The 24,207-nt window shown below is 67.5% G+C and carries 23 protein-coding genes; 8 read left to right on the plus strand and 15 right to left on the minus strand.

The genetic code is table 11. From position 1 onward, the window contains the following. The first annotated feature begins 13 nt into the window (after positions 1-13). Positions 14-592: a polysaccharide deacetylase family protein gene (locus CFB49_RS09375; protein ID WP_089435096.1), complete on the plus strand. Its 579-nt coding sequence runs from the start codon at positions 14-16 to the stop codon at positions 590-592. 12 nt (positions 593-604) lie between these two features. Here the strand turns inward: CFB49_RS09375 and CFB49_RS09380 are convergent, their stop codons facing one another. Beyond that, positions 605-1,579 carry a phosphotransferase gene (locus tag CFB49_RS09380; RefSeq protein WP_089491201.1) on the minus strand — a complete coding sequence of 325 codons (975 nt, stop codon included), beginning with the start codon at positions 1,577-1,579 and terminating at the stop codon, positions 605-607. 25 nt (positions 1,580-1,604) lie between these two features. On the opposite strand from CFB49_RS09380, the gene CFB49_RS09385 reads away from it, so the two are divergent. Then, positions 1,605-2,294, plus strand: a complete 690-nt coding sequence (locus tag CFB49_RS09385; protein WP_069620809.1) for a cephalosporin hydroxylase family protein — start codon at positions 1,605-1,607, stop codon at positions 2,292-2,294. Here CFB49_RS09385 and CFB49_RS09390 read toward each other — a convergent pair. The 6 genes from CFB49_RS09390 to CFB49_RS09415 form a co-directional block, all read right to left on the minus strand. Continuing rightward, positions 2,251-3,459 carry a glycosyltransferase gene (locus CFB49_RS09390; RefSeq protein ID WP_089491453.1) on the minus strand — a complete coding sequence of 403 codons (1,209 nt, stop codon included), beginning with the start codon at positions 3,457-3,459 and terminating at the stop codon, positions 2,251-2,253. The two genes, CFB49_RS09385 and CFB49_RS09390, sit on opposite strands and share 44 nt — an antisense overlap. Before the next feature lie 7 nt (positions 3,460-3,466). Continuing rightward, positions 3,467-4,534, minus strand: coding sequence for an asparagine synthase-related protein (locus tag CFB49_RS09395; RefSeq protein ID WP_089491202.1), 1,068 nt, complete (start codon positions 4,532-4,534; stop codon positions 3,467-3,469). Further along, complete coding sequence (locus CFB49_RS09400; protein ID WP_089491203.1) at positions 4,531-5,409, minus strand: 4Fe-4S cluster-binding domain-containing protein; 879 nt, start codon at positions 5,407-5,409, stop codon at positions 4,531-4,533. The genes CFB49_RS09395 and CFB49_RS09400 overlap by 4 nt, the downstream gene beginning before the upstream one ends. Before the next feature lies 1 nt (position 5,410). Further along, positions 5,411-6,409: a phosphotransferase enzyme family protein gene (locus CFB49_RS09405; protein WP_089491204.1), complete on the minus strand. Its 999-nt coding sequence runs from the start codon at positions 6,407-6,409 to the stop codon at positions 5,411-5,413. Then, the gene (locus CFB49_RS09410) at positions 6,410-7,159 is read right to left on the minus strand and encodes an FkbM family methyltransferase (RefSeq protein ID WP_089435102.1); all 750 of its coding nucleotides are present in this window, start codon (positions 7,157-7,159) and stop codon (positions 6,410-6,412) included. A 234-nt stretch (positions 7,160-7,393) separates the two neighbouring features. Beyond that, positions 7,394-8,986, minus strand: coding sequence for an ABC-F family ATPase (locus CFB49_RS09415; protein ID WP_069620814.1), 1,593 nt, complete (start codon positions 8,984-8,986; stop codon positions 7,394-7,396). A gap of 170 nt (positions 8,987-9,156) precedes the next feature. On the opposite strand from CFB49_RS09415, the gene CFB49_RS09420 reads away from it, so the two are divergent. Beyond that, complete coding sequence (locus CFB49_RS09420; protein ID WP_089491205.1) at positions 9,157-9,609, plus strand: lipocalin-like domain-containing protein; 453 nt, start codon at positions 9,157-9,159, stop codon at positions 9,607-9,609. A 93-nt stretch (positions 9,610-9,702) separates the two neighbouring features. Here the strand turns inward: CFB49_RS09420 and CFB49_RS09425 are convergent, their stop codons facing one another. Further along, the gene (locus CFB49_RS09425) at positions 9,703-11,991 is read right to left on the minus strand and encodes an AsmA family protein (RefSeq protein ID WP_089491206.1); all 2,289 of its coding nucleotides are present in this window, start codon (positions 11,989-11,991) and stop codon (positions 9,703-9,705) included. Positions 11,992-12,143: 152 nt separating this feature from the next. Here CFB49_RS09425 and CFB49_RS09430 point away from each other — a divergent pair, with 152 nt between their 5' ends. Both CFB49_RS09430 and CFB49_RS09435 read left to right on the plus strand, forming a co-directional pair. After that, positions 12,144-12,845, plus strand: coding sequence for an ABC transporter ATP-binding protein (locus tag CFB49_RS09430; RefSeq protein WP_069620817.1), 702 nt, complete (start codon positions 12,144-12,146; stop codon positions 12,843-12,845). Continuing rightward, complete coding sequence (locus CFB49_RS09435; RefSeq protein WP_089435104.1) at positions 12,842-13,645, plus strand: ABC transporter permease; 804 nt, start codon at positions 12,842-12,844, stop codon at positions 13,643-13,645. Before CFB49_RS09430 ends, CFB49_RS09435 begins: the two co-directional genes overlap by 4 nt. Positions 13,646-13,676: 31 nt before the next feature. On the opposite strand, the gene CFB49_RS09440 is transcribed toward CFB49_RS09435, so the two are convergent. From CFB49_RS09440 to CFB49_RS09450, 3 genes are all read right to left on the minus strand, one after another. Next, positions 13,677-14,150 carry a PliI family lysozyme inhibitor of I-type lysozyme gene (locus CFB49_RS09440; protein WP_089491207.1) on the minus strand — a complete coding sequence of 158 codons (474 nt, stop codon included), beginning with the start codon at positions 14,148-14,150 and terminating at the stop codon, positions 13,677-13,679. A gap of 224 nt (positions 14,151-14,374) precedes the next feature. Then, positions 14,375-14,926 (minus strand): DUF6013 family protein, encoded by a 552-nt coding sequence (locus tag CFB49_RS09445; RefSeq protein ID WP_089491454.1) that lies wholly within the window; start codon positions 14,924-14,926, stop codon positions 14,375-14,377. 163 nt (positions 14,927-15,089) lie between these two features. Next, positions 15,090-16,106, minus strand: a complete 1,017-nt coding sequence (locus tag CFB49_RS09450) for a zinc-binding alcohol dehydrogenase family protein (RefSeq protein ID WP_069620821.1) — start codon at positions 16,104-16,106, stop codon at positions 15,090-15,092. A 124-nt stretch (positions 16,107-16,230) separates the two neighbouring features. Here CFB49_RS09450 and CFB49_RS09455 point away from each other — a divergent pair, with 124 nt between their 5' ends. Both CFB49_RS09455 and serB read left to right on the plus strand, forming a co-directional pair. After that, positions 16,231-17,181, plus strand: coding sequence for a LysR family transcriptional regulator (locus tag CFB49_RS09455; protein ID WP_089491208.1), 951 nt, complete (start codon positions 16,231-16,233; stop codon positions 17,179-17,181). Positions 17,182-17,349: 168 nt separating this feature from the next. Continuing rightward, on the plus strand, positions 17,350-18,195 hold the full coding sequence (gene serB / locus CFB49_RS09460; RefSeq protein WP_050015547.1) for a phosphoserine phosphatase SerB: 846 nt from the start codon (positions 17,350-17,352) through the stop codon (positions 18,193-18,195). Between the two features lie 86 nt (positions 18,196-18,281). Here serB and CFB49_RS09465 read toward each other — a convergent pair whose 3' ends face one another. The 4 genes from CFB49_RS09465 to rimO all read right to left on the minus strand — a co-directional run bounded on the left by CFB49_RS09465 (position 18,282) and on the right by rimO (position 22,554). Next, positions 18,282-19,463 carry a cystathionine beta-lyase gene (locus CFB49_RS09465; protein ID WP_069620824.1) on the minus strand — a complete coding sequence of 394 codons (1,182 nt, stop codon included), beginning with the start codon at positions 19,461-19,463 and terminating at the stop codon, positions 18,282-18,284. Positions 19,464-19,576: 113 nt separating this feature from the next. Further along, complete coding sequence (locus CFB49_RS09470; protein WP_089491209.1) at positions 19,577-20,119, minus strand: hypothetical protein; 543 nt, start codon at positions 20,117-20,119, stop codon at positions 19,577-19,579. 119 nt (positions 20,120-20,238) lie between these two features. Then, positions 20,239-21,165 carry a sugar kinase gene (locus CFB49_RS09475; protein WP_069620826.1) on the minus strand — a complete coding sequence of 309 codons (927 nt, stop codon included), beginning with the start codon at positions 21,163-21,165 and terminating at the stop codon, positions 20,239-20,241. Between the two features lie 3 nt (positions 21,166-21,168). Further along, positions 21,169-22,554: a 30S ribosomal protein S12 methylthiotransferase RimO gene (gene rimO / locus CFB49_RS09480; protein ID WP_089491210.1), complete on the minus strand. Its 1,386-nt coding sequence runs from the start codon at positions 22,552-22,554 to the stop codon at positions 21,169-21,171. Positions 22,555-22,568: 14 nt separating this feature from the next. On the opposite strand from rimO, the gene CFB49_RS09485 reads away from it, so the two are divergent. Then, positions 22,569-24,206 carry a recombinase family protein gene (locus CFB49_RS09485; RefSeq protein WP_089491455.1) on the plus strand — a complete coding sequence of 546 codons (1,638 nt, stop codon included), beginning with the start codon at positions 22,569-22,571 and terminating at the stop codon, positions 24,204-24,206. The last annotated feature ends 1 nt before the right edge of the window (position 24,207 follow it).

A 24,207-nucleotide genomic window follows, 5' to 3' on the forward strand; every position in this document is an offset into this window, starting at 1 on the left:
GCCCGGGCGCCCCATGACATCCATTCACCTCAGTTTCGACGACGGCCCCGGCCCCTCGACGCCCGCGCTGCTCGACGTGCTGCGCGATGCGTCGTGCGCGGCGACCTTCTTCGTGCTCGGCAAGCACCTGCCGGGCGCGCGCGACGTCGCGACGCGAATCGCGCGCGAAGGCCACCGGCTCGGCAATCACACCTATTCGCATGCGAAGCCCGGCGCGCTCGCGGACGCCGCACTGATCGACGAAATCGACACGACCGATGCGCTGATTCGGGACGTCTATCGCCGCGCCGGCGTGGCCGCGCCGGACGCGATCCCGCTGCGGCTGCCGTATGGGTTGATGCCGCACGACGATCGCGCCGCCGTGCTCGCGCGCCTGCAACGCGATCACACGGGCTGGACCGCGATACTGGACGACTGGCAGCGGCCGGCGCCATCGCCGCAGGCGCTGTTCGACGCGATGTGCGCGCATGTCGACGCATGCATGGCGCAGCATCGCGACGTGCTGTTCTGCCTGCACGACGGATCGCGGCACGGCGACGCGCGGCCCGACACGGTCGAAGCCGTGCGGCTGTTCCTGAACCGGCAACGCTGACGCGACGGCCGGCTAGCCCGCAGGCGCCGCGCCGTCCAGCAACTGGCGCCAGCCGCCGAGGAATCCGATACCGGGCCCCGGCATCCACAGGCCACGCTGCGCGGCCTCGAGATGGATCAACGTCTGGTCCGCGCAGAACAGCATCATCAGCGTGTCGTGGTTGTCGCGCAGCCAATCGGGCGCCGTATCCGGCCGCGTCGCGGCATAAGCGTGCAGGCAGGCCGCCCATCGCCCGCGGTCGAACACGAAGCGGTCGTCCCGGTCCGCATCGCGCGATAGCGCGAACGACGCAAAGGCCGCCTCGAGCCATTGCGCCCCCTGCCCCACATCGTCGAAATCGAGCACGCCGTTCACCGCGTTGCCGACATACAGCAGGTTGCCCGCGTGATAGTCGCCGTGCAGCCAATGCACGAGCCCCGTGAGCCACGACGACGCCGCATCGAGATGTGCGCCGATTCGCCGGATCACCGTGTCGTAGTCGTCGTGCAAGTCGGCCGGCAGCGACGGCATCGCGCGCGCCGCCACGCGTGCATGACGTGCGGACAGCCACGCGAGCGGCGCCGCTTCGCTCGCGGGTATCGCGGCCAGCGCCGTATGCAGATGCGCGAGCGTGCGCATCGCATCGATCGCCCCCGCGTGCGGGTCGTCCGGCAGACCGGGACGGCCGTCGATATGCTCGAACAGATGCAGCCAGCCTCCGTCAGGCGTCTGCACGCCGGTTTGTGCATCGACGGTCGGCCGCAGTCGCGGCAGCGCGGGCAGTCGCGGCGCGGCGCGCACGTCGACGAGATGGCCAAGATGACCGAGTATCGACGCCTCACACCGCATCTGCTCGACCGGCTTGCCGGCCCACGACACGCGCAGCACCGTCCGCCCCGCATCGCACTCGACGAGATAGGTTTTGTTAGTATGGCCCGACGCCAGCGCCTGCAGGCGCGCCGGGCCGATGTCCCAGTACCGGTGAAGCCACGGTTCCAGCGTTTTCACGTCACTCCTACTCGTTGCATTGACCATGTCAGAGCGTCCTTCGGCCCGCATGCGGGACATCAACATCGAATGGCTGACGCGCGCCGCCGAATTCGGCCATCTGTTCCAGACCCGCTGGCTCGGCGAGCGCTTCTTCCATCTGCCCGGCGACATGCTCGCGCTCCAGGAACTGATCTGGCGCGAGCGCCCCGACTGCATCGTGCAGACCGGCATCGCGGCGGGCGGCGGCGTGGCGTTCACCGCGTCGATGCTGGAACTGGCGGGCAACGAGGGCCGCGTCGTCGCGATCGAACCGCGCTTGCGCGACGAGGTCCGCCAGCGCCTGCACTCGCACCGGCTCGCCCATCGCATGGTGCTGATCGAAGGCGAATCGTGCGCGGCCGATACGCTCGCCTCGGTGCGTGCGCAGATCCACGACGGCGCGCGCGTGATGGCGATCCTCGATCTCACGCATACGCACGCGCACGTGCTGCGCGAACTCGAATGCTATGCGCCGTTCGTGACGCCCGGCAGCTACGCGATCGTGATGGACACCATCATGGAGTACCTGCCCGAGTCGATGTTCGACGGCAAGCCGTACGGCCGCGGCAACAATCCGGCCACGGCCACACGCGAATTTCTCGCCCGCGACGACCGGTTCGACATCGACCACGACATCGAGGACCGCGTACTCATGACGCTGTCGCCAGGCGGCTTCCTGAAGCGAGTGCGCTGATCAGGCGGGCGGCTTGCGCGGAGCCGTCGCACGCGGCATAGCTGTCGCGGATCCGCGCCGCCTGCTCGCGCAGCGATCCGGGACGCAGCAAGCGTTCGAGCGCATCGGTAATGGCCGCGACGCCGGCCTGCTGCAGATCGAGCACGCAGCCCGCGCCGGCCCGCTCGACGAAGTGCGCCGAATGAAACTGGTCGTTGCAGAACGGCGACAGCAGCATCGGCACGCCGCACGCCAGCGACTCCATCACCGAATTCGCGCCGCCGTGGCTGACGAACGCGCGCGTGCGCCGCAGCAGCGCCAGTTGCGGCACGTAACGCACGGCGATCACGCGTTCGTCGCCGGCCGGCAGCAGATCCGAATCGACCAGTTCGCCGACCGACAGCACCAGTTGCGCGGACGTCGCACCCGTCGCGTCGATGACCTTCGCGAACACCTCCGGGTGGTAGTAAAGCTGGCTGCCGAGCGACATGTAGACGAGCGGGCGATCCGCGTCCAGGCGCTCCCATGGAAATGCCGTCTCGTCGCCGCGCGGGCCCGACGGCATCGCAGGGCCGACCAGCTCTACACCGCGCGGCGGCGCGCCGACCAGCGCGTCGGTCGTGAACGCGAGCGTCAGATGCGGCGACAGGATGTCGCAACCGCGAAAGCGTGCGTCGAGGCCGTAGCGCGCGAACAGGCGCGTGCGTTCCGGTTCGAGCCAGCGCACCGTGCGCAGCAGTTCCGAATCGAGATCGTCCGGCAGCACCGGATTCAGCGAATTCGACATCGACACCCACGGCAGCCCTTCCAGCTCGGCCGCAATCGCCGCCGCATACAGCAGCGGGTCGATCACGACCACGTCGGGCTGCCATTCGCGCAGCACCGCGCGGATGCCGTCCACCTGTGCGGGCGCGAGGTCGATCAGCAACGTGCGGATCCAGTGCCGCAGCCAGTCGGCGTCGCGAATGTTCGCGGCGAAGCTCGCGCCGCGCGACAGATCGTGGCGCTCGGGCGTCTCGCGCGGACCGACGAACGCGAAGTCGCCGGCGCCGTCGAGCTGTGCGCTGATGTCGGCCGGCGCATAGAACGCGACGTCGCAGCCGGTCGCGCGCAGGTGCTGGGCCGGGCCGATGCACGGATTGACGTGGCCCTTCTCGGGCACCACGCAGAACAGGATGCGTTTCATGAGCGGCTCAGACCGGGCGATGCGCGGCATCGGGATGAAGGCGATCGAGATGATCGAGGATTAGTGTCAGCGTCGTCCACAGCACGCGTTCGGTATCCGTCTGCAAAGCGGGCGCGGCAAGGCCGAGCGCGTCGGCCAGCGCATGCGTGCGGTCGCGATCGAGCAGCGTCGCGAGATCCATCGCCGGCGCGAGCCGCCCGCGCTTCGGGCCGTGCACGAGACGCTCCGGCAGGTTCAGGCGCGCCCCGAGCTCGCGCAGGCACTGCTTGTTCGGGTCGGACGCCATGCTCGTCAGATGCGCGACGACGGCGGCGTCGACGAACGGCGGATGCAGATCGACCGACGCGGCGTCGAACAACGCGTGGCACAGCGGCAGATAGTTGGCCGACCGGTCGCGGCGCAACACCTGGTCCGCGCCGTCGCCGGTAATCGCCACCTCGACGCCGTCCGCCGCCATCGCGTCGGCCAGCAGCAGCTTCGCGACCGGATGCAGGTTGAACATCGGCTCCTCGACCGCGTGGGTCGTCCTCGGCAGCGCCGCGATGAAATCGGCCTCGTTCGCGCGCACGATCTTCACGTTCGCCTGCATCTGCGCAGCGAGTTCGAGCGCCGCGTCGCGTTCGCAGTAATCGGGCATGTCGGTCGCGAGGACGTAGGCCGTCACGTGCCGCAATGCGCCGAGTTCGCGCAGCAACGCGAGCAGCAGCGCCGAATCGAGCCCGCCGCTCAGCGCCAGCGCGACGCGCTTGCCGCTGTCGAGCGCGCGTTGCAGCGACGCGCGCAGCACGGCGTCGAGATCGGCATGCTGCGGCCGCTCGGGCGCCCCCTGCACCGTCAGCCCTGCCGGCGATCGGATCAGTGCGTGGCCGGGCGGCACCGCGAGCACGTCGCACAGCACGGTGCGGCCGATGAGGCGCCCGCCGCTCAGGTAGCCCGCGATGGCGGCCGTGTCCGGCGCGCCGGCCGGTTGCCCCGACGCCCGCAATACCGCACGGATGCCGGACGCCGACACGCCGCTGCGCGGATGGTAGTGCAGACGATCGAAACCGAACGGGTCGCGCGTGCCGACGATCATGGATAACGAGCCTTCAAGGTATTCACTTCAATGCGTTTCAGGATGCGATGCGGCGCCACCGGCGCGCTGCCGCCCTGGCAATGCAGGCAGGCTTCGAGCGGCGTCTCCCGTTGCAGATAGGCGAGCATCGCGTCGAGCATGCCCGCGTCGTCGCGCAACGCCAGGCCGTCGGCCTGAAAATCCTTCTCGCCCTTGTACAGCGTATGGAAATGCGCGGGGCGCGTGCACGTGTAGAACATGCCGTCGCGAATCATATGGCAGCGCTCGCGGATCCAGCAATCGTGATACAGGCGCCGGGCTTCATCGCGATCCGTGCCGGGCTGCGCGCGGTTCATCGTCGTGAATACGTCCTGGATCTTCCAGTTCAGCCGTACGTCGAAGCGCGCGGCCTGGCGCTCGACATGCGTGATCAGGTCGGCGGAAAGCGCGGGCTTCGGATAGCGCGAGATCGTCAGTGCATCCACTGCTTGCCAGAACGCGTCGGGCATCTCGCCGAGCTTCAGCCCGTTCGTCGTGACCGAGATCACGGGCGCGATGCCGGTGCCGCGCACGCGCTCGACCAGTTCGACGAGCGCCGGATGCAGCAACGGTTCGCCGCCGACCAGCTTGAACATGCGCGGACGCAACACCTTCGCCGCCTTGCGCAGATCGGCTTCGATCGATTCGGGGCTCGCGTACCACTCCGGCAACAGCGGCGACAGCGAGCAGCATTCCGCGCAGGTCAGGTTGCAGTGATCGACGATATGCGCTTCCAGCGAGCGCGTCTGGACGCGCCCGTCCTCGACGCGGTAATCGCGATCCAGCGGCGGCGGAAACACATGCTGCCGCTCGCCGGCTCGCGACGGATTCGGGGTCTCGTTCGGATTCGCACTCACATCAGTGTCCTGTTTCCACGCAACGGGAAAAGAAATCGATCAGACGGCCGCGCGCGTCCACCATCGCGGATGCCATCGTCACCGCGCCGTTCAGGTGCGCCGCGAAGCGCGACGGATCGTCGAGCCAGCCTTGCACGATCCACAGCTTGAGCGCGTGCTGCACGCATGCGGCATCGACCGCCCACGCGATGTGCGCCGGGTTCACCGGCCGCACGCGCCGGTACGCACGCACGAACGCTTGCGCGAGGCGCGGCGCTTCCAGCGGCAAATGATTCAGGCAGCGCACCAGCTCGTATTCGCGCGGCGCGGCGATCGACGCTTCCCAGTCGACGATCAGCGGCGGCAGCGTGCCCGTGAACAGATAGTTGAACTGGTTGTAGTCGTTGTGGATCGGATGCTGCGGATCGTCGGCCGGAAACGCATCGATGCTGCCCGGATAGTAGCGGTCGAGCATGCGCAGCGCGAGATCGACATAGCGGCGCAGGTTCGTGGAGGCGGCGGCGCTCGCATCGGCTCCATCGAGTGCATCCAGCAGACTGCGGCGTACCGCATCCGCGTCGATCGAGGTCAGCCGCGCGCGGATCGTATCGAGCGACGGCAGTTGCAATCGTTCGAGACTCAGGTGCAATGCGCCCAGGCTCGCGCCGAGCGCGCCCCATTCGGTTGGTGAGAAGGTATCGTAGGTTTTGAATTGCCCGGCTTCCCAGCGCGTCAGCATCGCATGCGAATGCTGCCCCGACCACAGCGACGCACCGGACGTCGTGCGCTCGAGCGTCTGCACATGGAAACGCGTATCGCCATGCGTTTCCAGATGCGCGAGGACAGCGGCTTCCTTGACCGCACGCGCATGGTGTTCAAGCGCATAGAGCTTGACCGCCACACCCGCGCCGCCGTCGGCCGGCAGATGCCACACCCGTTCGCTGACCTGCGTCGGCGGCCCGCCGCGACCGAGCCCGTAGGCATCGCGAATCTCGTCGAAGGTGACGGCGAGCGAATCCATTCAGATGTGCTCGGCCGGCCCATGCCGATACGGATGACCGGTCAGGAACGTGTTGTGTCCGACGTAGCGCAGCTTGTACATCGCCGGCCGGAACAACACCGACGGATCGTTGTTCGCGATGCCGAGCAGCGGGTACAGGTCGTGCCGCACGAAAAACGCGTTGTTGCCCATGTCGTCGCAGCAGACGAGTTCATAGCCTTTCTGGCGGCCAAGGTGCACGAGCGATTCGAGGCTCGCGCCGTAATAGGTCGAGCCGTCCCATTCGTGGTCGGGATTGAAGCACATGACCCAACGCTCGGGCGGCGTGTAGTACGGGTTGTATTCGATCACGACGATGCGCGGCTGGAATGCTTGCAGCCCACGCCACACCCAGTAGTCGTTGCCGTCGATGTCGATCGACAGCAGGTCGAAGTCGGTCGGTACGTTCGCATCGGCGAGCAGTTGATCGACCGTATCGGGTTGGATGCGATCGTGGCGCAGCCGGACACGCTCCGCGCCCGCGTAATGGGCGGCAAGCTTGCCGAAGCGGTATGCGCTGCCTTCGACGAGTACGCCGGCCCAATCCTGTTCGCGCAGCAGCCGCGCGGTGTTGCTGTTGCGCAAGCCGTCGCTCGCGCCGATATCGACGCAGAAACGGTTGGTCGGCGCGATCCGCTCCATCAGGCGCGACAGGATGCCCTCCTCGGTGCCCTGCGCGTACAGGCTGGGCGCAAGGCCGGAAAGGTCGAGCGGGAGAGGATGGTCCTGCATCGAAGGCGGCTCCGCGGCGAAATGGGGAATGATGGGTGGCGTTGGGTGGGTAATTTACCTGAAGTCGATTAAGCAGAGGAAACTGGAATGCGCGGCGCGGGCCGGTTTTGCCGTGGGGAAATGAAAAAGCCCGCATCGACATTGCTGTCGATGCGGGCTTTTAGCGCTTCTGGCGGTCCGCTCCGCGCGGTGATGCCTAAATTGGACCCACGACCGGAGAAAACCTCAGGGTACTTACTCCTGCCCCTGACTCGCCAGGAATTCCTCATAATTCCCGCCGAAGTCGAACAGCGTCCCGTCCGTCTTCACCTCGATGATCCGGTTCGCCAGCCCGCTCACGAACTCACGGTCGTGCGACACGAAAATCAGCGTGCCTTCGAACTGCTCGAGCGCGATCTGCAGCGACTCGATCGATTCCATGTCCATGTGGTTGGTCGGCTCGTCCATCAGCAGCACGTTGTGGCGGCCGAGCATCAGCTTGCCCCAGATCATGCGGCCCTTCTCGCCGCCCGACAGCACCTTCACCGACTTCCTGATGTCGTCCGACGAGAACAGCAGGCGGCCCAGCGTGCCGCGCACCATCGTTTCGTCGTCGCCGTCCTTGCGGTACTGGTCGATCCAGTCCATCAGCGTGATGTCGTTCGGGAATTCCTCGTACGTGTCCTGCGGCATGTAGCCGACGTTCGCGTTCTCGGACCACTTCACCGTACCGTGATCGAGCGGCAGCGCGCCGAGCAGCGAACGCAGCAGCGTCGTCTTGCCCGCACCGTTCTCGCCGATGATCGCGATGCGCTCGCCCGGCTGCACCGACAGGTTGAAGTTCTGGAAGATCGTGCGCTCGTACTTCTTCGTGATCTCTTCGGCGACCACCGCGACGTTGTGCAGCTTCTTGTCGAACTCGAAACGGATGAACGGGTTCTGGCGCGACGACGGCTTGAATTCCTCGATCTTGATCTTGTCGATCTGCTTCGCGCGGCTGGTGGCCTGGCGCGCCTTCGACTTGTTCGCCGAGAAGCGGCGCACGAAGTCCTGCAGTTCGGCCACGCGTTCCTTCGCACGCGTATTCGCCGCAGCCTGGCGCTCGCGCGCCTGTGCCGATGCGAGCATGTAGTCGTCGTAGTTGCCCGGCCAGACCTTCAGCGTGCCGAAGTCCATGTCGGCCATGTGCGTGCACACCGAGTTCAGGAAGTGACGATCGTGCGAGATGATGATCATCGTCGAGTTGTACTCGTTGAGCGTCTGCTCGAGCCAACGGATCGAGTTGATGTCGAGGTTGTTGGTCGGTTCGTCGAGCAGCAGCACGTCCGGCTTCGAGAACAGCGCCTGCGCGAGCAGCACGCGCAGCTTCCAGCCCGGCGCGACGTCGGCCATCGTGCCGTTGTGGAACTTCTCCTCGATGCCGATGCCGAGCAGCAGCGCACCCGCGCGCGCTTCGGCGTCGTAGCCGCCGTATTCGGCGAACTTGCCTTCGAGCTCGGCCGCGTGCATGTAATCGTCGTCGGTGGCTTCCGGGTTCGCGTAGATCGCGTCACGCTCGGTCATCGCGGCCCACATCTCGGTGTGGCCCATCATCACGACGTCGAGCACGCGCACGTCTTCGTACGCGAACTGGTCCTGGCGCAGCTTGCCGAGGCGGACGTTCGGCTCCAGCGCGACGTTGCCGGCGCTCGGCTCGAGGTCGCCGCCGAGGATCTTCATGAAGGTCGACTTGCCACAGCCGTTCGCGCCGATCAGACCATAGCGGTTGCCCTCGCCGAATTTGACCGAGATATTCTCGAACAAGGGCTTCGGCCCGAATTGCATCGTGATGTTGGCAGTAGAAAGCACGGCAGGTCCCGTTAAGAGAGAAATCGACGGAAAACCGTGTATTTTAGCAGGTGTCGGAGAAACTGCCGACCGTCCTGCCCCGACGGCCTATTCGCGGCTCTCACGCCCGCCGCCGGGCGGCCCGTCAACATGACGGCACGCGCGTCACCGCCGTCTCACCGGAGCCCCGCATGCTCGCCAGCCAGCTTCGCGAACAACTCGTCGGCGCATGGCGCCTCGTGTCGTACGAAATCCGCCCGCGCGACGGCAGCACCGTCACCTATCCGCTCGGCCGCGACGCGCGCGGCTGGATCCTCTACACGCCCGACGGCTACATGTCCGCGCAGCTGATGGCGGCCCGCCGCCCGCCCTACGCGGACGGCGACCTGCAGGGCGGCAGCGTCGAGGAGCGCGCGGCCGCGGCGCACGGCTACATCCCGTATTCGGGCCCCTTCAACGTCGACGACGACGGCACGTTGACCCATGAAATGGACGTCAGCCTGTATCCGAACTGGATCGGCAACGTCCAGCAGCGTGTCGTCAGCCTGGACGGCGACCGGCTGCAGCTCGGCACCGCAGAACCGGTGCGGATCGCCGGCCGGGAGGTCGAACCGGTGATCGTCTGGGCACGCGCGCGCCGTTGAGCGCGCTGGCAGCGCAGCGCGGCCGGCGCTCAGCGGGGCGCGGCAACGACGCCGAGGCCGCACGGTGGCGCATGCTGCTCCCGCAATTGCGCGTCACTTGCCGGCCTTCGCCGCCCCCTTCTGCGCCGCCTTGGCCTTCAGCTGGCCGAACAGTTCGGAGCACGGCACGTCGCGGTTGTTGCTCGGCGCGATCAGCGGGATCAGCGCCGCGAACGGGTTGATCAACCCGAGTCCGACCATCGCGCCGGCGCGCAGCGCGAGCGCGCCTGCATCGACGCCGACCTTCGGGTTCTTGAACGTGCCCTTCGCATACAACGGCGAGCGCAGCGAGAAGATCCGGAAGCCCTTCGTGTGCGGATGGATCTTCAGGTCGATTGATTCGTCGCGCAGGTTGATCGGGCCGTCGACGTTGATCAGCGCATCGTCGGTATCGAGCGCGAACACCTTCGGGTCGAGCATGCCGTCGGTCGCCACGAAGTCGATCGCCGCGCAGTTGATGTTGACGTCGCGGTTGCCGAACAGCTTCTCGTAGACGACGTTCGCGACGTTCAACCCCGCAGCCTCCATCAGCAAGCGGCTGATGCGGCCGTTGGTGATCAGCGCCTTCACTTCGCCGGTCGACGTCGCCGCGAGCGCGGCCGGCGAATTGCCCGTCGCCGACAGTGACGCATCGCCGTTGATTTCGCCGAGGGCCGTCTGCATCACCTTCTGCGTCGGGAACAGCTGCTTGAGCTTCAGATGCCGCGCGGCCAGCGTGAAGCGGCCCTTGAGCGGTGTGCGGCTGCCGTCGAGATGCGCATTCGTCGCGAGCGTGCCGCCCGCGACGCCGAACTGCAGCGGCTCGAGCGTCAGCACGCCGTCCTGCAGCAGGATATGCGTGTACAGGTCGGTGATCGGCAACTGCGGGCTCTTGATCAGCTTGCGGCCGGTGAACTTCACGTCCGCATCGATCGCGCTCCACCGTTCGGTGCGGAACGCCGCGACCGGGAGCACGCGGTCCGGCGGCTGGCGCGTCGTGTCGCCGCGCTTCTTCTTGCTCGCGGCCGAGTCTGCACCGATCACCGGCGCGAGGTCAGAGAATTGCAGCAGGTTCGATACGAGCTCGCCCGACAGCTTCGGACGCGGCACGCGCTGCGCCCAGGTGAGCGTGCCGTGGAGATCGCTGCCGCCGACGCGGCCGTTGAAGTTCTCGTAGCGGAACGTGCTCGCGTTCTGCCTGAAGTTGCCGATCAGGCGCCCTTCGGTCGCGTAAGGCGGCGTATCGGGCAGCGTGATGCCGGTGAGCTGGTAAAGGTGCGACATCGACGTGCCCTGCAGCCACAGCCGCAGGTCGAGCGCCGCGAGATGCCTCGGGTCGGTCAGCGTGCCGACGATCGCGAGCCGCGTATCGCCGGCCTTCACGTCGGCCTGCAGCGGGAACGGCCGCGTCGTGTCCTGGATCGCGAGCACGCCGCCGACCTTCCCGGTGCCGCTGACCGGCACGTTCTTGTAGCGGCCGTCGACCTTCAGCCCGAACGCATAGGTCGGGCCGGACGGCTTCGCGGGCGCCGCGGCTCCGCTCGCGCCGGACGCGGCAGCGGCCGCCGACGCGGAAGAAGCGGACGAACCCGACGATGCGGAAGCAGCCGCCGCAACGGCACTCGCCGCCGACGCACCCGAAGCCGCAGCCGCACTCGCCCCCGATGCCCCCGACGCGGCTTGCGCATCGGCCTTCGCGCCCAGTTGCGCGGCGCCGTGCTTGCCGACGCGCTGCGCCGACGCCGCACGCGACGTCTGCTCCTGTTCCTTCAACACGTCGCCGAGCGGAATCGGCTGGCCGAGCGTATCGATCGCGACGGTCAGGTCGGCTTTCGTGATGGCGTCGCGGTACGTGACGGTGCCTTTCGCGAACCCGAAGCTGTCGAGCCGCACCTTCCACCGCGAAGGCTGCGACGATTGCTTGAACTGGAAGGTCCACGTATTGCTGCCGTCCGCGCGCCGCTCGAGATCGACGGCAGGATTGACGACGTCGATCGAAGGGATGACGATTTCATGCGCCAACAGCGGCAGGAGCGCGAGATCGAAGTGCGCGGCATCGAGCGTGACGAACTTGGGCGCCTGCGCCCAGTCGGGATTGCCGATCTCGAGTTGCGTGGCCGAGAAGCTCGGCCAGGGTACCCATGCACGCCAGCCGGTCTCGCCCTCGGGACGACGCCAGCCGACCTTGAGATCGCCGTTGATCGCAAACGGGCGACCGAGCGCGGTACTCACCTGTTCGTTGACCCACGGTTTCGCGCGGTTCCAGTCGAACGTGAAGATAAAGATGCCGGCCGCCGCGATGAGCACCGCGACGATACCGACGATCCATGCAGCCGATTTGCCGATGGCTCGGGTTAGCGTCATGGCGGTTCCGTTGTTGTTCTGAAGCGTTGCCGCACCATGCCGGGCCGCTTGCGTGGACGAACGGCGCACGACAACTGCGGCTTTTCAATCGGTATTATGGCGCACGAGATGGCGGCCTTTCGGCGCCATTAACGCTTTTTTTCACTTTTGACATGACCTCGCCCACCGGCCTCATCGACGCACAGCACATCACGCGGCGCGACGCCAGCAGCGGCAAGACGCTGCTTGCCCCGACCGATTTCAGCCTCGCCGCGGGATCGCGAATTGCTATCACCGGACCATCCGGGTCGGGCAAGAGCGTGCTGCTGCGCGCGCTCGCGCTGCTCGATCCGCTCGACGGCGGTCACCTCCTGTGGCGCGGCCGCCGGATCCGGCGCAGCGCGATTCCGCGCTACCGGCGCAGCATCGCCTATGTCCGCCAGCGCCCCGCGCAAATGGACGGCAGCGTCGAATCGCAATTGCGCTACCCGTACTCGCTCGCGATCTATCGCGACGTGGCGTTCGATCGCGCCCGCGCCGAAGCGCTCGCCGCACAGGCCGGCCGCGGCGCCGATTTTCTCGACAAGCGCGCGAGCGATCTGTCCGGCGGCGAAGCGCAGATTACCGCGCTGCTGCGCGTGCTGCAGCTCGATCCGGACGTGCTGCTGCTCGACGAGCCGACCTCCGCGCTCGATCCCGAATCGGCGCGCGCGATCGAAGCGCTCGTCGGGGCGTGGTTCGACGCGGCGCCCGATGCCCGCGCCTACATGTGGATCTCGCACGATCCGGCCCAGGCCGCGCGGATCGGCACGATGCGGCTCGTGATGCAGGCCGGCGTGCTGCACGCGGCCGCCCCGACGGAGGCTGCGCAATGAGCCCGGCACTGCAGGACTTGAGCCTCGTCGACGTCGGCATCGCCGCCGCGCTCGTCGCCGTCAACGGCGCGATCTCGGCGGCGCTGTCGCTCGGCCTCGGCCGCAAGCTCGCGCTCGCGGCGGTGCGCACCGTCGTGCAGTTGCTCGCGATCGGCTACGTGCTCGGTTGGGTGTTCGGCCATCCGCACTGGTACGTCGTGCTGCCGCTCACGGCGCTGATGACACTGATCGCCGGTTTCGCCGGCGCGGGACGCGGCAAGCGCACGTACCGCGGCCAGCGCATCGACAGCATCGCGTCGATCTGGTTCAGCAGCTGGTTCGTCGCGGCGGTCGGGCTGTTCGTCGTGATCCGCATCCATCCGTGGTTCGCGCCGCAATACGCGATTCCGATCCTCGGGATGATTCTCGGCAATACGCTGACGGGCGTGTCGCTCGGCGTCGAGCGGATGATGGAAGAACTCACGGCGCGCCGCGATCGCGTCGAGACCGCCCTCGCGCTGGGCGCGACGCGCTGGGAAGCCGCGCAGGACGCCGCGCGCCAGGCCGTGCGCGCCGGCATGCTGCCGACGCTGAACCAGATGGCGGTGGTCGGCGTCGTGAGCCTGCCGGGCATGATGACGGGCCAGGTGCTGGCCGGCCAGTCGCCGCTGCAGGCCGTACGCTACCAGATCGTGATCATGTTCCTGATCGCGGCGGCCTCCGCGCTCGGCACCGTCGGCGCGGTGCTGATGACCTATCGCCGGCTGTTCTCGGCCGATCACCGCTTTCTCGCGGCACGGCTCGAAGAGCGCACGCACTGACGCGCGGCGGCACATCGGGCGATCGGCGCGATCAGTGCGCGCCGCGTCGCTTGCCGATTGCCTGCCGAAGGGTGGCCGCGATATCCGCGTCGGGCGCGAGCCCGTCGACCGATGCGACGAGCCGCACCGCGCGCGCCGTCGACACATAGGCCTGCGCGCCGACGTAGCCGCCGCTGCCGGCCGAGCGCGTGGTCACGACGAGCGCCTGCGGCGCGCGTACGCCGAGGTTGGCCGTGTACGCATCGGCGACCGTGCCGTCGCGCGCATGCAGCGTGCCGGTCACGTAATCGTCGGTATCGAAGCCCGGGGCGGCATGCGCGGTCGAATACACGCGCACCGCGTAGCTGCCGGTCGAGCACGGTTCGAGTGCGCCGCTCGACACCACGGCCACCTGCTGTCGCGACGATAGCTCGACCTTCTTCACGAAACTGCACTCGTCGGCCGCATGAGCGTGCGCGGCGACGAACGCGATGGCGGACAGCAACGCACGCATTCGAAGTTTCATCGCGGTGTCGTGACGGAAAGGAAAGGATGCGGGCGAGCATAACGTGACATCCGCATGACGTCACGCATCGCCTTTGCACGGTCGGCGCACCGCGCCGCGAAGCAGATGGCGAAAACGCACGGCAACGGCGGCGCGGCACGACCTGCTCGCATGCCGCCCTGCTCGCTCCGCCGATCGAACCGGTTGCGCGCGCACCGGACGAAACGTCGGCCCGCGCGCGCCGCTCAGTGCTTGATCGACACCGTTACCTTGGTGCCGTCGCTCATCGTCACGGACCTGGACCCGCCGTTGGTCGGAAGCGACACCCACTTCACCTGGCTCACCGACACGACGTCCGGACACTGCAGCGACTTGCCGCCGGCCGTCACGCTGCGCGTGCCCTTCGGCGCGGCTGCCTGGAAGCTCAACTGCACGTTGGCGACACCCTTCGCGTCGACCGACGGCGCGAGCCGCACCTGGGTCTGCCGCACCATCGCGCCGTTCGCGTCGCGCGGCAGATTGTCGGCGTTCGGGCAGCCGTCCGGCATCGCGACCGCGCCGCTCGGCGGCACCGACTTCCAGTTGAAATCGTCCGTCTCGCCCGAGCGGATCTTGCGGGTCTCCTGCGCATTGCCGAAGGTCTTCGAGTCGACCTTGACGGTGTATTCGAGCTGTCCCGTACCGCCGCCCTTCAGGCTGCCCTTGACCGGCGGCGCCGCGAATACGCTCGCGCTGACGCACGCCGCCGCGAACACGACCGACCACGATGCGGCGACCGACAAGCTGCGTTGGCTCATGCTGACCTCCTTGTCATGCGGCGGCACGCGCGTGCCGCGCGGTTTTAGATGCATGATGCGTTGCCAGTCTACCGCCAAGCGGGATGCAATGCGCCGCGAACGCATCGGGTGTTACCCCGCTTGCGTTCGCGGCGCCGCCACCTTATTGACGCGCGCTGCCGGCTCAGAAACCGCTCAGCACGAGCTTGCCGATCGCGCGCCCGCCCTCGAGCATCCGGTGCGCGCGCCGCACGTTCTCGGCATTGATCGTGCCGAGCTGTTCGCCGAGGGTCGTGCGCAGCGTGCCGCCGTCGACGAGCCGCGCGACCTCGCTCAGGATCTTGTGCTGCTCGATCATGTCCGGCGTCTCGAACATCGCACGCGTGAACATGAACTCCCAGTGAAATGCGGCGCTCTTCGCCTTCAGCAATTCGACCGGCACCGGCTTCGCGTTCTCGACGATCGTGCAAATGCCGCCCTGCGGCCGGATGACTTCCGCCGCGGCCGGGAAATGATGGTCGGTGTCGTTGAAGATCAGCACGTAGTCGACGCTCGGATGGCCGGCCTCGCGCAACTGCGCCGGCAGGTCGCCGAAATGGTCGACCACCGCATCCGCGCCGAGCGTGCGCACCCATTCGGCCGATGCCGGCCGCGACGCGGTCGCGATCACGTGCAGCTTGCCGAGCGTCTTCGCAAGCTGAATCGCGATCGAGCCCACGCCGCCCGCGCCGCCGATGATCAGCACCGACTTGCCGGCATCCGCGCCCTGCGGCGACACGCGCAACCGGTCGAACAGCGCTTCCCACGCGGTCAGCGCGGTGAGCGGCAGCGCGGCCGCCGCCGCGAAGTCGAGCGTGCGCGGCTTCAGCGCGGCGATCCGCTCGTCGACCGCGTGGAATTCGCTGTTCGCGCCGGGCCGCGTAATGCTGCCCGCATAGAACACTTCGTCGCCGGGCCGGAACAGCGTGACGTCGGCGCCGACCGCGACGACCGTGCCGGCCGCATCCCAGCCGAGCACGCGCGGCGTCTCCTCGACCTGCGGCTTCGGCGCACGCACCTTGGTGTCGACCGGGTTCACGGAAATCGCGTCGACTTTCACGAGCAGATCGCGCGGGCCCGGCACGGGCTGCGGCAGCTCGACGTCGAGCAACGCTTGCGGGTCGTCGATCGGCAGATAACGGGTCAATCCAACGGCTTTCATCTCGATACTCCTTTCAGGGAATCCGGCAGGCTGCGGCGCAACCTCCATGCGTGCCATCGTAGGCAACCCGATCATTCGAGAAAACCGCTATATTTCCTGAAACATTTTCAGGATTTTCAGAATAATGACGTCTGATCCCAGCCCGGATCCCATTCCCGCGCCCGACAAGCCGCTCGACCTGCTCGACGTCGCGCTGTTCGTGCGCGCGTCGCTGCTCGCGAACGTCAGCGCGGCCGGACGCGAATTCGGCGTGTCGGCCGCGGTCGCGAGCGCACGCATCGCGCAGCTCGAACGCCAGCTCGGCGCGCGGCTGCTGCACCGCACCACGCGCCGTATCAGCCTCACGCAGGACGGCGAAATCTTCATGGCGCGCGCCGACGCGCTGCTGACCGCGGCCGACGCCGCGCGCGCGTCGGTCGGCCGCGGTCGCAGCGAGCCGTACGGGCGGCTGAAGGTGTCGATGTCGTCGTCGTTCGGCCGCCAGCACGTCGCGCCGGTGATTCCGGCGTTCCTGCGCCGCTACCCGTCCGTGTCGCTGGATCTGCGGCTGTCCGACGAGATCGTCGATCTGGTCGACGACGGCTACGACGTCGCGATCCGCCTCGGCGCGCTGAAGGATTCGACGCTCGTCGCCCGCAAGCTCGCCACCAACCGCCGCGTGCTGTGCTGCTCGCCCGCCTATCTCGCCGAACGCGGCATGCCGCGCCATCCGGCCGACCTGACGCAGCACGAGTGCGTGATCCTCGGCGACCAGCGCGACTGGTCGTTCGCGACGCCGCAGGGCCCGCTCACGGTGCGGGTCGGCGGCCGGCTCGTCGCGAGCAACGGCGAGGCGATCCGCGAAGCGCTCGTCGACGGCTTCGGGATCGCGATCAAGTCGACCTGGGACGTCGGCCCGCTGCTCGCGAGCGGCGCGCTCGTCACGGTGCTCGACGACTACCCGTTCGCGGACGACGTCGCGATCTGGGCCGTCTATCCGAGCCGCGCGCACGTGCCGCTGAAAACGCTCGCGTTCATCGCGTTCCTGGCCGAGCACTTCGGCGATCCGCCGTACTGGGATCGCGCAAACGGGTGACCACCGCCGTACCGCGCCCGGTTTCTCGCCGGCGCCGGCCGCCACGCGCGGCCAACCGGCTACAATGGCGCGTTCGCGACGCACTGGCCCGCAGCCGCACGGGGCCAGCGCGCGCAGCGGCCGCCCGTGGGCCGCGCACGTCATTCATTCGCTTCCCAACCACTCGTCATGACCCACAATCTCGTCATCCAGAGTCTTGCGCCGCTGTCGGACGCCCATCACAAACCGCTGCTCGCGCTGTCGCGCGGCACCCGCGTCGTGCAGACCGACGATCACGCGCTGCGCATCGAAAACGCGAGCCCGGCGCAACGCCTCGACATCGACGCGTACTGCGGCACGCACGCGCTCGACTTCGGCTTCGTCGAGGCCGGCCGCACGCTCGGCGATTTCGGGCTCGCGGTGATGGACATGGATTCGACGCTGATCACGATCGAATGCATCGACGAGATCGCCGATTTCTGCGGGCTGAAAACGCAGGTTGCGGAGATCACCGAAGCGGCGATGCGCGGCGAGATCCGCGATTTCAACGAAAGCCTCACGCGCCGCGTCGCGCTGCTGGCCGGGCTCGACGCGCACGCGCTCGAGCGCGTGTACGAAGAACGGCTGCAACTGTCGCCGGGCGCCGAGACGATGCTGGCTGGGGTGAAGGCCGCCGGCCTGAAGACGCTGCTCGTGTCGGGCGGCTTCACGTTCTTCACCGAGCGGCTGAAAGCCCGCCTCGGCCTCGACTACGCGCACGCGAACACGCTCGAGATCGTCGACGGCAAGCTCACCGGCAAGGTGCTCGGCGAGATCGTCAACGCCGACGTGAAGGCGCGCCTGCTGCGCGACACGTGCGCGTCGCTGGGCCTCGAGCCGAGCCGCGCGATCGCGATGGGCGACGGGTCGAACGACCTGAAGATGATGGCCGAAGCCGGGCTGTCGGTCGCGTTCCACGCGAAGCCCGTCGTGCGCGATGCGGCGACGGTCGCATTCGACCATGTCGGCCTCGACGGGCTGCTGCGCCTGTTCTGATCCTGCGGCACCGTCAATGAAAACGCCGGCGCGATATCGCATCGCGCCGGCGTTTCGTTTTTGTGCCGGACGTTGCCGGCGCGCGATCAGCCGAGCGTGGCCTGCATCGCGCGCTCGATGTCGGCGCGCAAATCCGCTTCGTCTTCCAGGCCCACGTAGAAACGCACCAGCGTGCCGCGATGCGGCCAGTCCGGACGCATCGACGCGACGTCGTAAGGCATCGCGAGGCTGCACGCGCCGCCCCAGCTCCAGCCGATCGCGAACAGCTCGAGCGACTCGACGAAACGGTCGATCTGCTCCGCGCTGTAGCGTGCGTCGAACACCACCGAGAACAGCCCGCCCGCGCCCGTGAAATCACGCATGAACGACGCATGCCCCGGGCAGTCGGCGATCTGCGGGTGCAGCACCGTCGCGATCTCCGGCCGCGCCTTCAGCCACTGCGCGAGGGCGAGCGCGCTCTTGCTGTGCGCATCGAAGCGCACCTGCATGCTCGGCAGGCTGCGCAGCACGAGCGAGCAATCGTCGACCGACACGCCGATCCCGCAGCGCATCCGCGCGAGCTTCAGCTTCGCGTGCAGTTCCGCGTTCGCGGTGATCGTCGCACCCATCAGCACGTCGCTGCCGCCCGACTGGTACTTGGTCAGCGCCTGCACCGAAATGTCGACGCCGTGCGCGAACGGCTTGAACGCGAGCCCCGCGGAAAATGTATTGTCGATCGCGGTGACGATGCCGCGCGCCTTCGCGGCGGCCGTGATCGCCTGCACGTCGGGCACTTCCATCGTCACCGAGCCCGGCGCTTCGAGCCAGATCAGCCGCGTGTTCGGCTGGATCAGCTCGGCGATGCCGGCGCCGATCAACGGATCGTAACCACGCACGGTGATGCCGAAATCGTTCGCGAGCCAGTTGCCGAAATCGGCGTTCGGGCCGTACACGTTATGCGGAATCAGCACGTCGTCGCCTGCTTTCACGATCCCGAAGTAGACGTTCATGATTGCCGCGAGACCCGATGGCTGCAGCAGCGCGTGCGTGCCGCCCTCGATCTCGGCGAGCCGCTGCGCAAGCGCGAGCGACGTCGGCGTCGCGTGCAGCCCGTAGCGCCACTGGTTGTCGTCGTGCCAGACCAGCGCGCGCATCGTCGCGAGATCGGGGAACACGACCGTCGACGCGCGCGCGACCGGCGGCACGAACGAACGGAAGCCTTCCGGAATGACGTCGTCGGGTTGAACGATGCGGGTTTGCAGCGCGCGCTTGGGAGTGGATGCAGTCATGACTGGAGGCCGGGCACGAGGCCGTTCGGTTGCGGAATATGTCGTTAGAGTAGCCAAAATCGGCGCGCTTGGCCCGGTACAATGCGCGCCGCGCGCACCGAGCCAGCACGCGCTCAGTCGTCGGTACGCAGGTTGACGACGCCGCCCACCGTCTCGATTTCGCGCACGCGGCCATCGCGCACCTGCAGCGCCGCGCGCTTGCCCGGCGCCAGGTGCAGCACGACCGGCTGCGGGTCCGATTCGTCCGAGTTCATCCGGTCGGCCTTCAGGTCGCCCGCCGCGTCGAAGCGGCCGATCCACACGCCGGTGATGTTCGTGCCGTCGTTCGACTCCTCGATCTCGAGCGTATCGCCGTCGCGGTCGCCCGCGAGCAGCACGACTTCGCCCGTGTCGGCGAACTGGTATTCGCCGTGCACGCCTTCCTCGTCCGTCTTCGGCCCGAGATGCACGACGATCGGCCGATCGCCGAGCGTGCCTTCGTAGCGCGGCAGGCGGGCAAACTCGGGATTCGGCTTCAGCGGCCGCGCCGGCGCCGGCTCATCCTGCTGCACGCCTGGTGCGACCGCCTGCGCGGCGACCACTGTCGGCATCGCGATGCCCGCCACCAGCGCACCGGCGACGACGAGCGCCCGGTGCCATTCCGAATATCGACCCACCTCGTGTTGCTCCTTGCTTCAGATTTGCCCGACCATCGCGGACCGTGCCGGGCCGGGGCCCGGTTCCTGCATGACCGCGCAAGCCTGCGCCGCGAATGCGCGGGCGGGCGCGTTCCGCGTCAGCCCTGCATCAGGCGTTCCACGGCATCGCGATGCGGAATCGGCGCGACCGCACCGTAACCGGTCGTCGACAGCGCCGCCGCCGCGTTCGCATAACGCGCGGCCGCGAACGGATCGTCGCCCGCGACGATCCGCGCGACGAACGCACCGCCGAAGCAGTCGCCCGCGCCGGTCGCGTCGACGGCCTCGACCGCGAAGCCCGGCACGACGCGCCGTTCGTGCGGCGTCGCGACATACGCGCCTTCCCTGCCGAGCTTCAGCGCGACGACCTGCGGCCCGTGTTCGAGCATCGCGTCGACGATCGCGTCGCGATCGTTCGCGCCCGTGAGCGCCGTGACGTCGTCCCAGCTCGGCAGGCAGATATCCGTCTGCCGCAGCGCCTCGCGCATTACCGCACGGGCACGCGGCAGCGGCCACAGCTTCAGGCGCAGGTTCGTGTCGAAGCTGACCTTCGCGCCGCTGCGACGCGCATGGTCGATCGCCGCGAATGCCGCGTCGCACGCGGCCGTGCTGATCGCCAGACTGATGCCCGACAGGTGCACGGCCTTCGCGGCCGCGAGCGCATCGAGCGGCAGGTCGGCCGTCGCGTAGCGGCTCGCCGCCGACCCCGCGCGCAGATAGTCGAACTGATGGCCGTCGGCGCCGTGCGTGACGAAATACACGCCGGTCGGCGCCGAGCGGTCGATCCGAACGTACGTCGTGTCGACCTGCTCCGACGCCCACATGTCGGCCAGCAGGCGGCCGAACGGATCGTCGCCGATCGCCGACACGAAGCCCGTCGATGCGCGCTGGCGCGCCGCCGCGATGCAGAAGTTCGACGTGTCGCCGCCGAAGCCCTGCAGGAATTCAGGACGCCCCGGCTGCGACTGGTTGAATTCGATCATCGCCTCGCCGAGCGCGAGGATCTCGGGGAATACCGCGGCCATCGCTTACACCTCGCCCCACAGATCGTGGCCGTCGGCGCCCGTGATCTTCACGGACACGAAATCGCCGACCTTGTAGCGCTTCGATGCCTTCGCCGCCGGCTCGACGTAGACGACGCCGTCGATCTCCGGCGCATCGGCCGCCGTACGGCCGATGCCGCCTTCCGCGCTCACTTCGTCGATCAGCACCTTGAGCGTCTTGCCGACCTTGCGCTGCATGCGGTTCGCCGATACCTCCTCGGCGACTTCCATGAAGCGCGCGCGACGCTCCTCGCGCACCTCGTCCGGCAGCGCGCCGTCCAGGTCGTTCGCGGTCGCGCCTTCAACGGGCGAATACGCGAAACAGCCGACGCGATCGAGTTCCGCTTCGCGGATGAAGTCGAGCAGCGTGTCGAACTGTTCTTCCGTCTCGCCGGGGAAGCCCGCGATGAACGTGCTGCGGATCGTCAGGTCCGGGCAGATCTCGCGCCACTTCTGCACGCGCTCGAGCACCTTCTCGGCGTTCGCCGGCCGCTTCATGCGCTTCAGCACTTCCGGATGCGCGTGCTGGAACGGCACGTCGAGATACGGCAGCACGTGGCCCTTGAACGGGCCTTCGGCCATCAGCGGGATCACTTCGTCGACGCTCGGATACGGATACACGTAGTGCAGGCGCACCCACGCGCCGTACTGCGCGGCGAGTTCGCCGAGCGCGGCGACCAGGTCGGTCATGCGCGTCTTGATCGGCTTGCCGTTCCAGAAGCCCGTGCGGTACTTGACGTCGACGCCGTATGCGCTCGTGTCCTGCGAGATCACGAGCAGTTCCTTCACGCCCGACTTGAACAGGTTCTCGGCTTCCAGCATCACTTCGGCGACCGGGCGCGACACGAGGTCGCCGCGCATCGACGGGATGATGCAGAACGTGCAACGGTGGTTGCAGCCTTCGGAGATCTTCAGGTAGGCGTAGTGACGCGGCGTGAGCTTGATGCCCGCCGCCGGCACGAGGTCGACGAACGGGTCGTGCGGCTTCGGCAGGTGCGAATGCACGGCCTGCATCACTTCGCCCACCGCGTGCGGACCGGTGACGGCGAGCACCTTCGGGTGGACTTCCTCGATCAGGTTCGAGCCGCTCGCGCTCGACTTCGCGCCGAGGCAGCCGGTGACGATCACCTTGCCGTTCTCGGTCAGCGCTTCGCCGATCGCGTCGAGACTCTCCTGCACGGCTTCGTCGATGAAGCCGCAGGTGTTCACGACGACAAGGTCCGCGCCGTCGTAGCTGCCGGAGATTTCATAACCTTCGGCGCGCAGTTGCGTGATGATTTGTTCGGAATCGACGAGCGCTTTCGGGCACCCGAGGGATACCATACCTATACGCGGCGCCGGGGCGTGAGCCGGCGAATTCTTTTGAGACATCTGGAGTGTGGGGCGTGGCAGCAAAAGCGAGAGTTTACAGCTATTTACGGTTCAGCGACCCAAAACAAGCGGCTGGCGGTAGCGTCGATCGGCAGCTCGAGTACGCCGCCCGCTGGGCGGCCGACAACGAGATGGAGCTTGATGCGTCCCTATCACTCCGGGATGAAGGGCTGTCGGCGTACCATCAGCGTCATGTGCGGCAAGGCGCGCTGGGGGTGTTCTTGCGGGCGGTCGAGGATGGTCATGTGCCGGCCGGCTCCGTGCTGATCGTTGAGGGGCTGGATCGCTTGAGCCGCGCTGAGCCCCTACAGGCGCAGGCGCAGCTCGCCCAGATCGTGAATGCCGGCATCACGGTCGTGACGGCCAGTGATGGACGCGAGTACAACCGCGAGCGCCTCAAGGCGCAGCCGATGGACCTCGTATACAGCCTGCTGGTAATGATCCGTGCGCACGAGGAATCAGACACGAAGAGCAAGCGCGTGAAGGCGGCGATCCGCCGGCAGTGCCAAGGCTGGATCGCGGGCACGTGGCGCGCACCGATTCGCGTCGGGAAGGATCCGCATTGGGTGAAGGAAACGGAGGCCGGCGGATTCGAACTGGCCAACGATCGGGCGGCCGCGGTGCGCCTCGTCATTGAAATGTTCAAGCAGGGCCACGGTGCGGTCAGGATCGTGCGCGAGCTCGCGGACCGCGGGCTCAAGATAACGGACAGCGGCCGCTCGGCGTCGAGCCATATCTATCGGCTGCTGGCAAACCGGATGCTGATCGGCGAGAAGTCTGTCGAAGTGGATGGAGAAACGTTCAGGCTTGAGGGCTACTACCCCGCTCTGCTGACGCCGGCAGAATTCGCCGACCTGCGATACCTGGCCGAGCAGCGCGGTCGACGCAAGGGCAAGGGGGAAATCCCCGGAGTCGTGACGGGCCTAGGTATTACCTACTGCGGTTACTGCGGTGCGGCGATCGTCGCGCAGAACATCATGGGACGCCGGCGCGCTGCCGACGGGCGCCCATACCCCGGCCACCGCCGGCTGCACTGCGTCACGTACAGTCAGAGCGCCGGATGCAAGGTCAGCGGGAGTTGCAGCGTCGTACCGGTCGAGCGCGCCCTGATGCTGTATTGCTCAGACCAGATAAATTTGACTCGACTTCTCGAAGGGGACTCGGGAATCGACGTGCTTAGCGCGCAACTCGCCAGCGCGCGGCAGCACGTAGAGGAACTCGACGCACAGGTCCAGCGCGTCACGGATGCATTACTACTCGACGACGGCGAGGCGCCGGTCGCAGTGTTGCGCCGCGTTCGCGAGCTTGAAAGCCAGCTCGCGAACGCGCGCCGAGACGTCGACTCGTTCGAGCATCGCCTCGCCGCGTCAGCATCGAATGGCGCGCCAGCCGCAGCCGACGCTTGGCAACAATTGGTGAATGGCGTCGAGCAGCTCGACTACGACGCGCGTATGTTGGCCCGCCAGCTCGTTGCTGATACGTTTTCCAAGATCGTCATCTATCAGTCAGGATTTCATCCTGGTGACGACGAGGGCATCATCGGGCTAATTCTCGTCGCAAAGCGGGGCACGACTCGACTGCTAAACGTCGACCGAAAGACGGGAGCTTGGCGAGCCGCCGAAGAAGTCAACCCACTCTTATTTGCCACATAGA

It is taken from the genome of Burkholderia sp. AU17457, from assembly GCF_002223255.1.
Lineage (GTDB): Bacteria > Pseudomonadota > Gammaproteobacteria > Burkholderiales > Burkholderiaceae > Burkholderia > Burkholderia sola.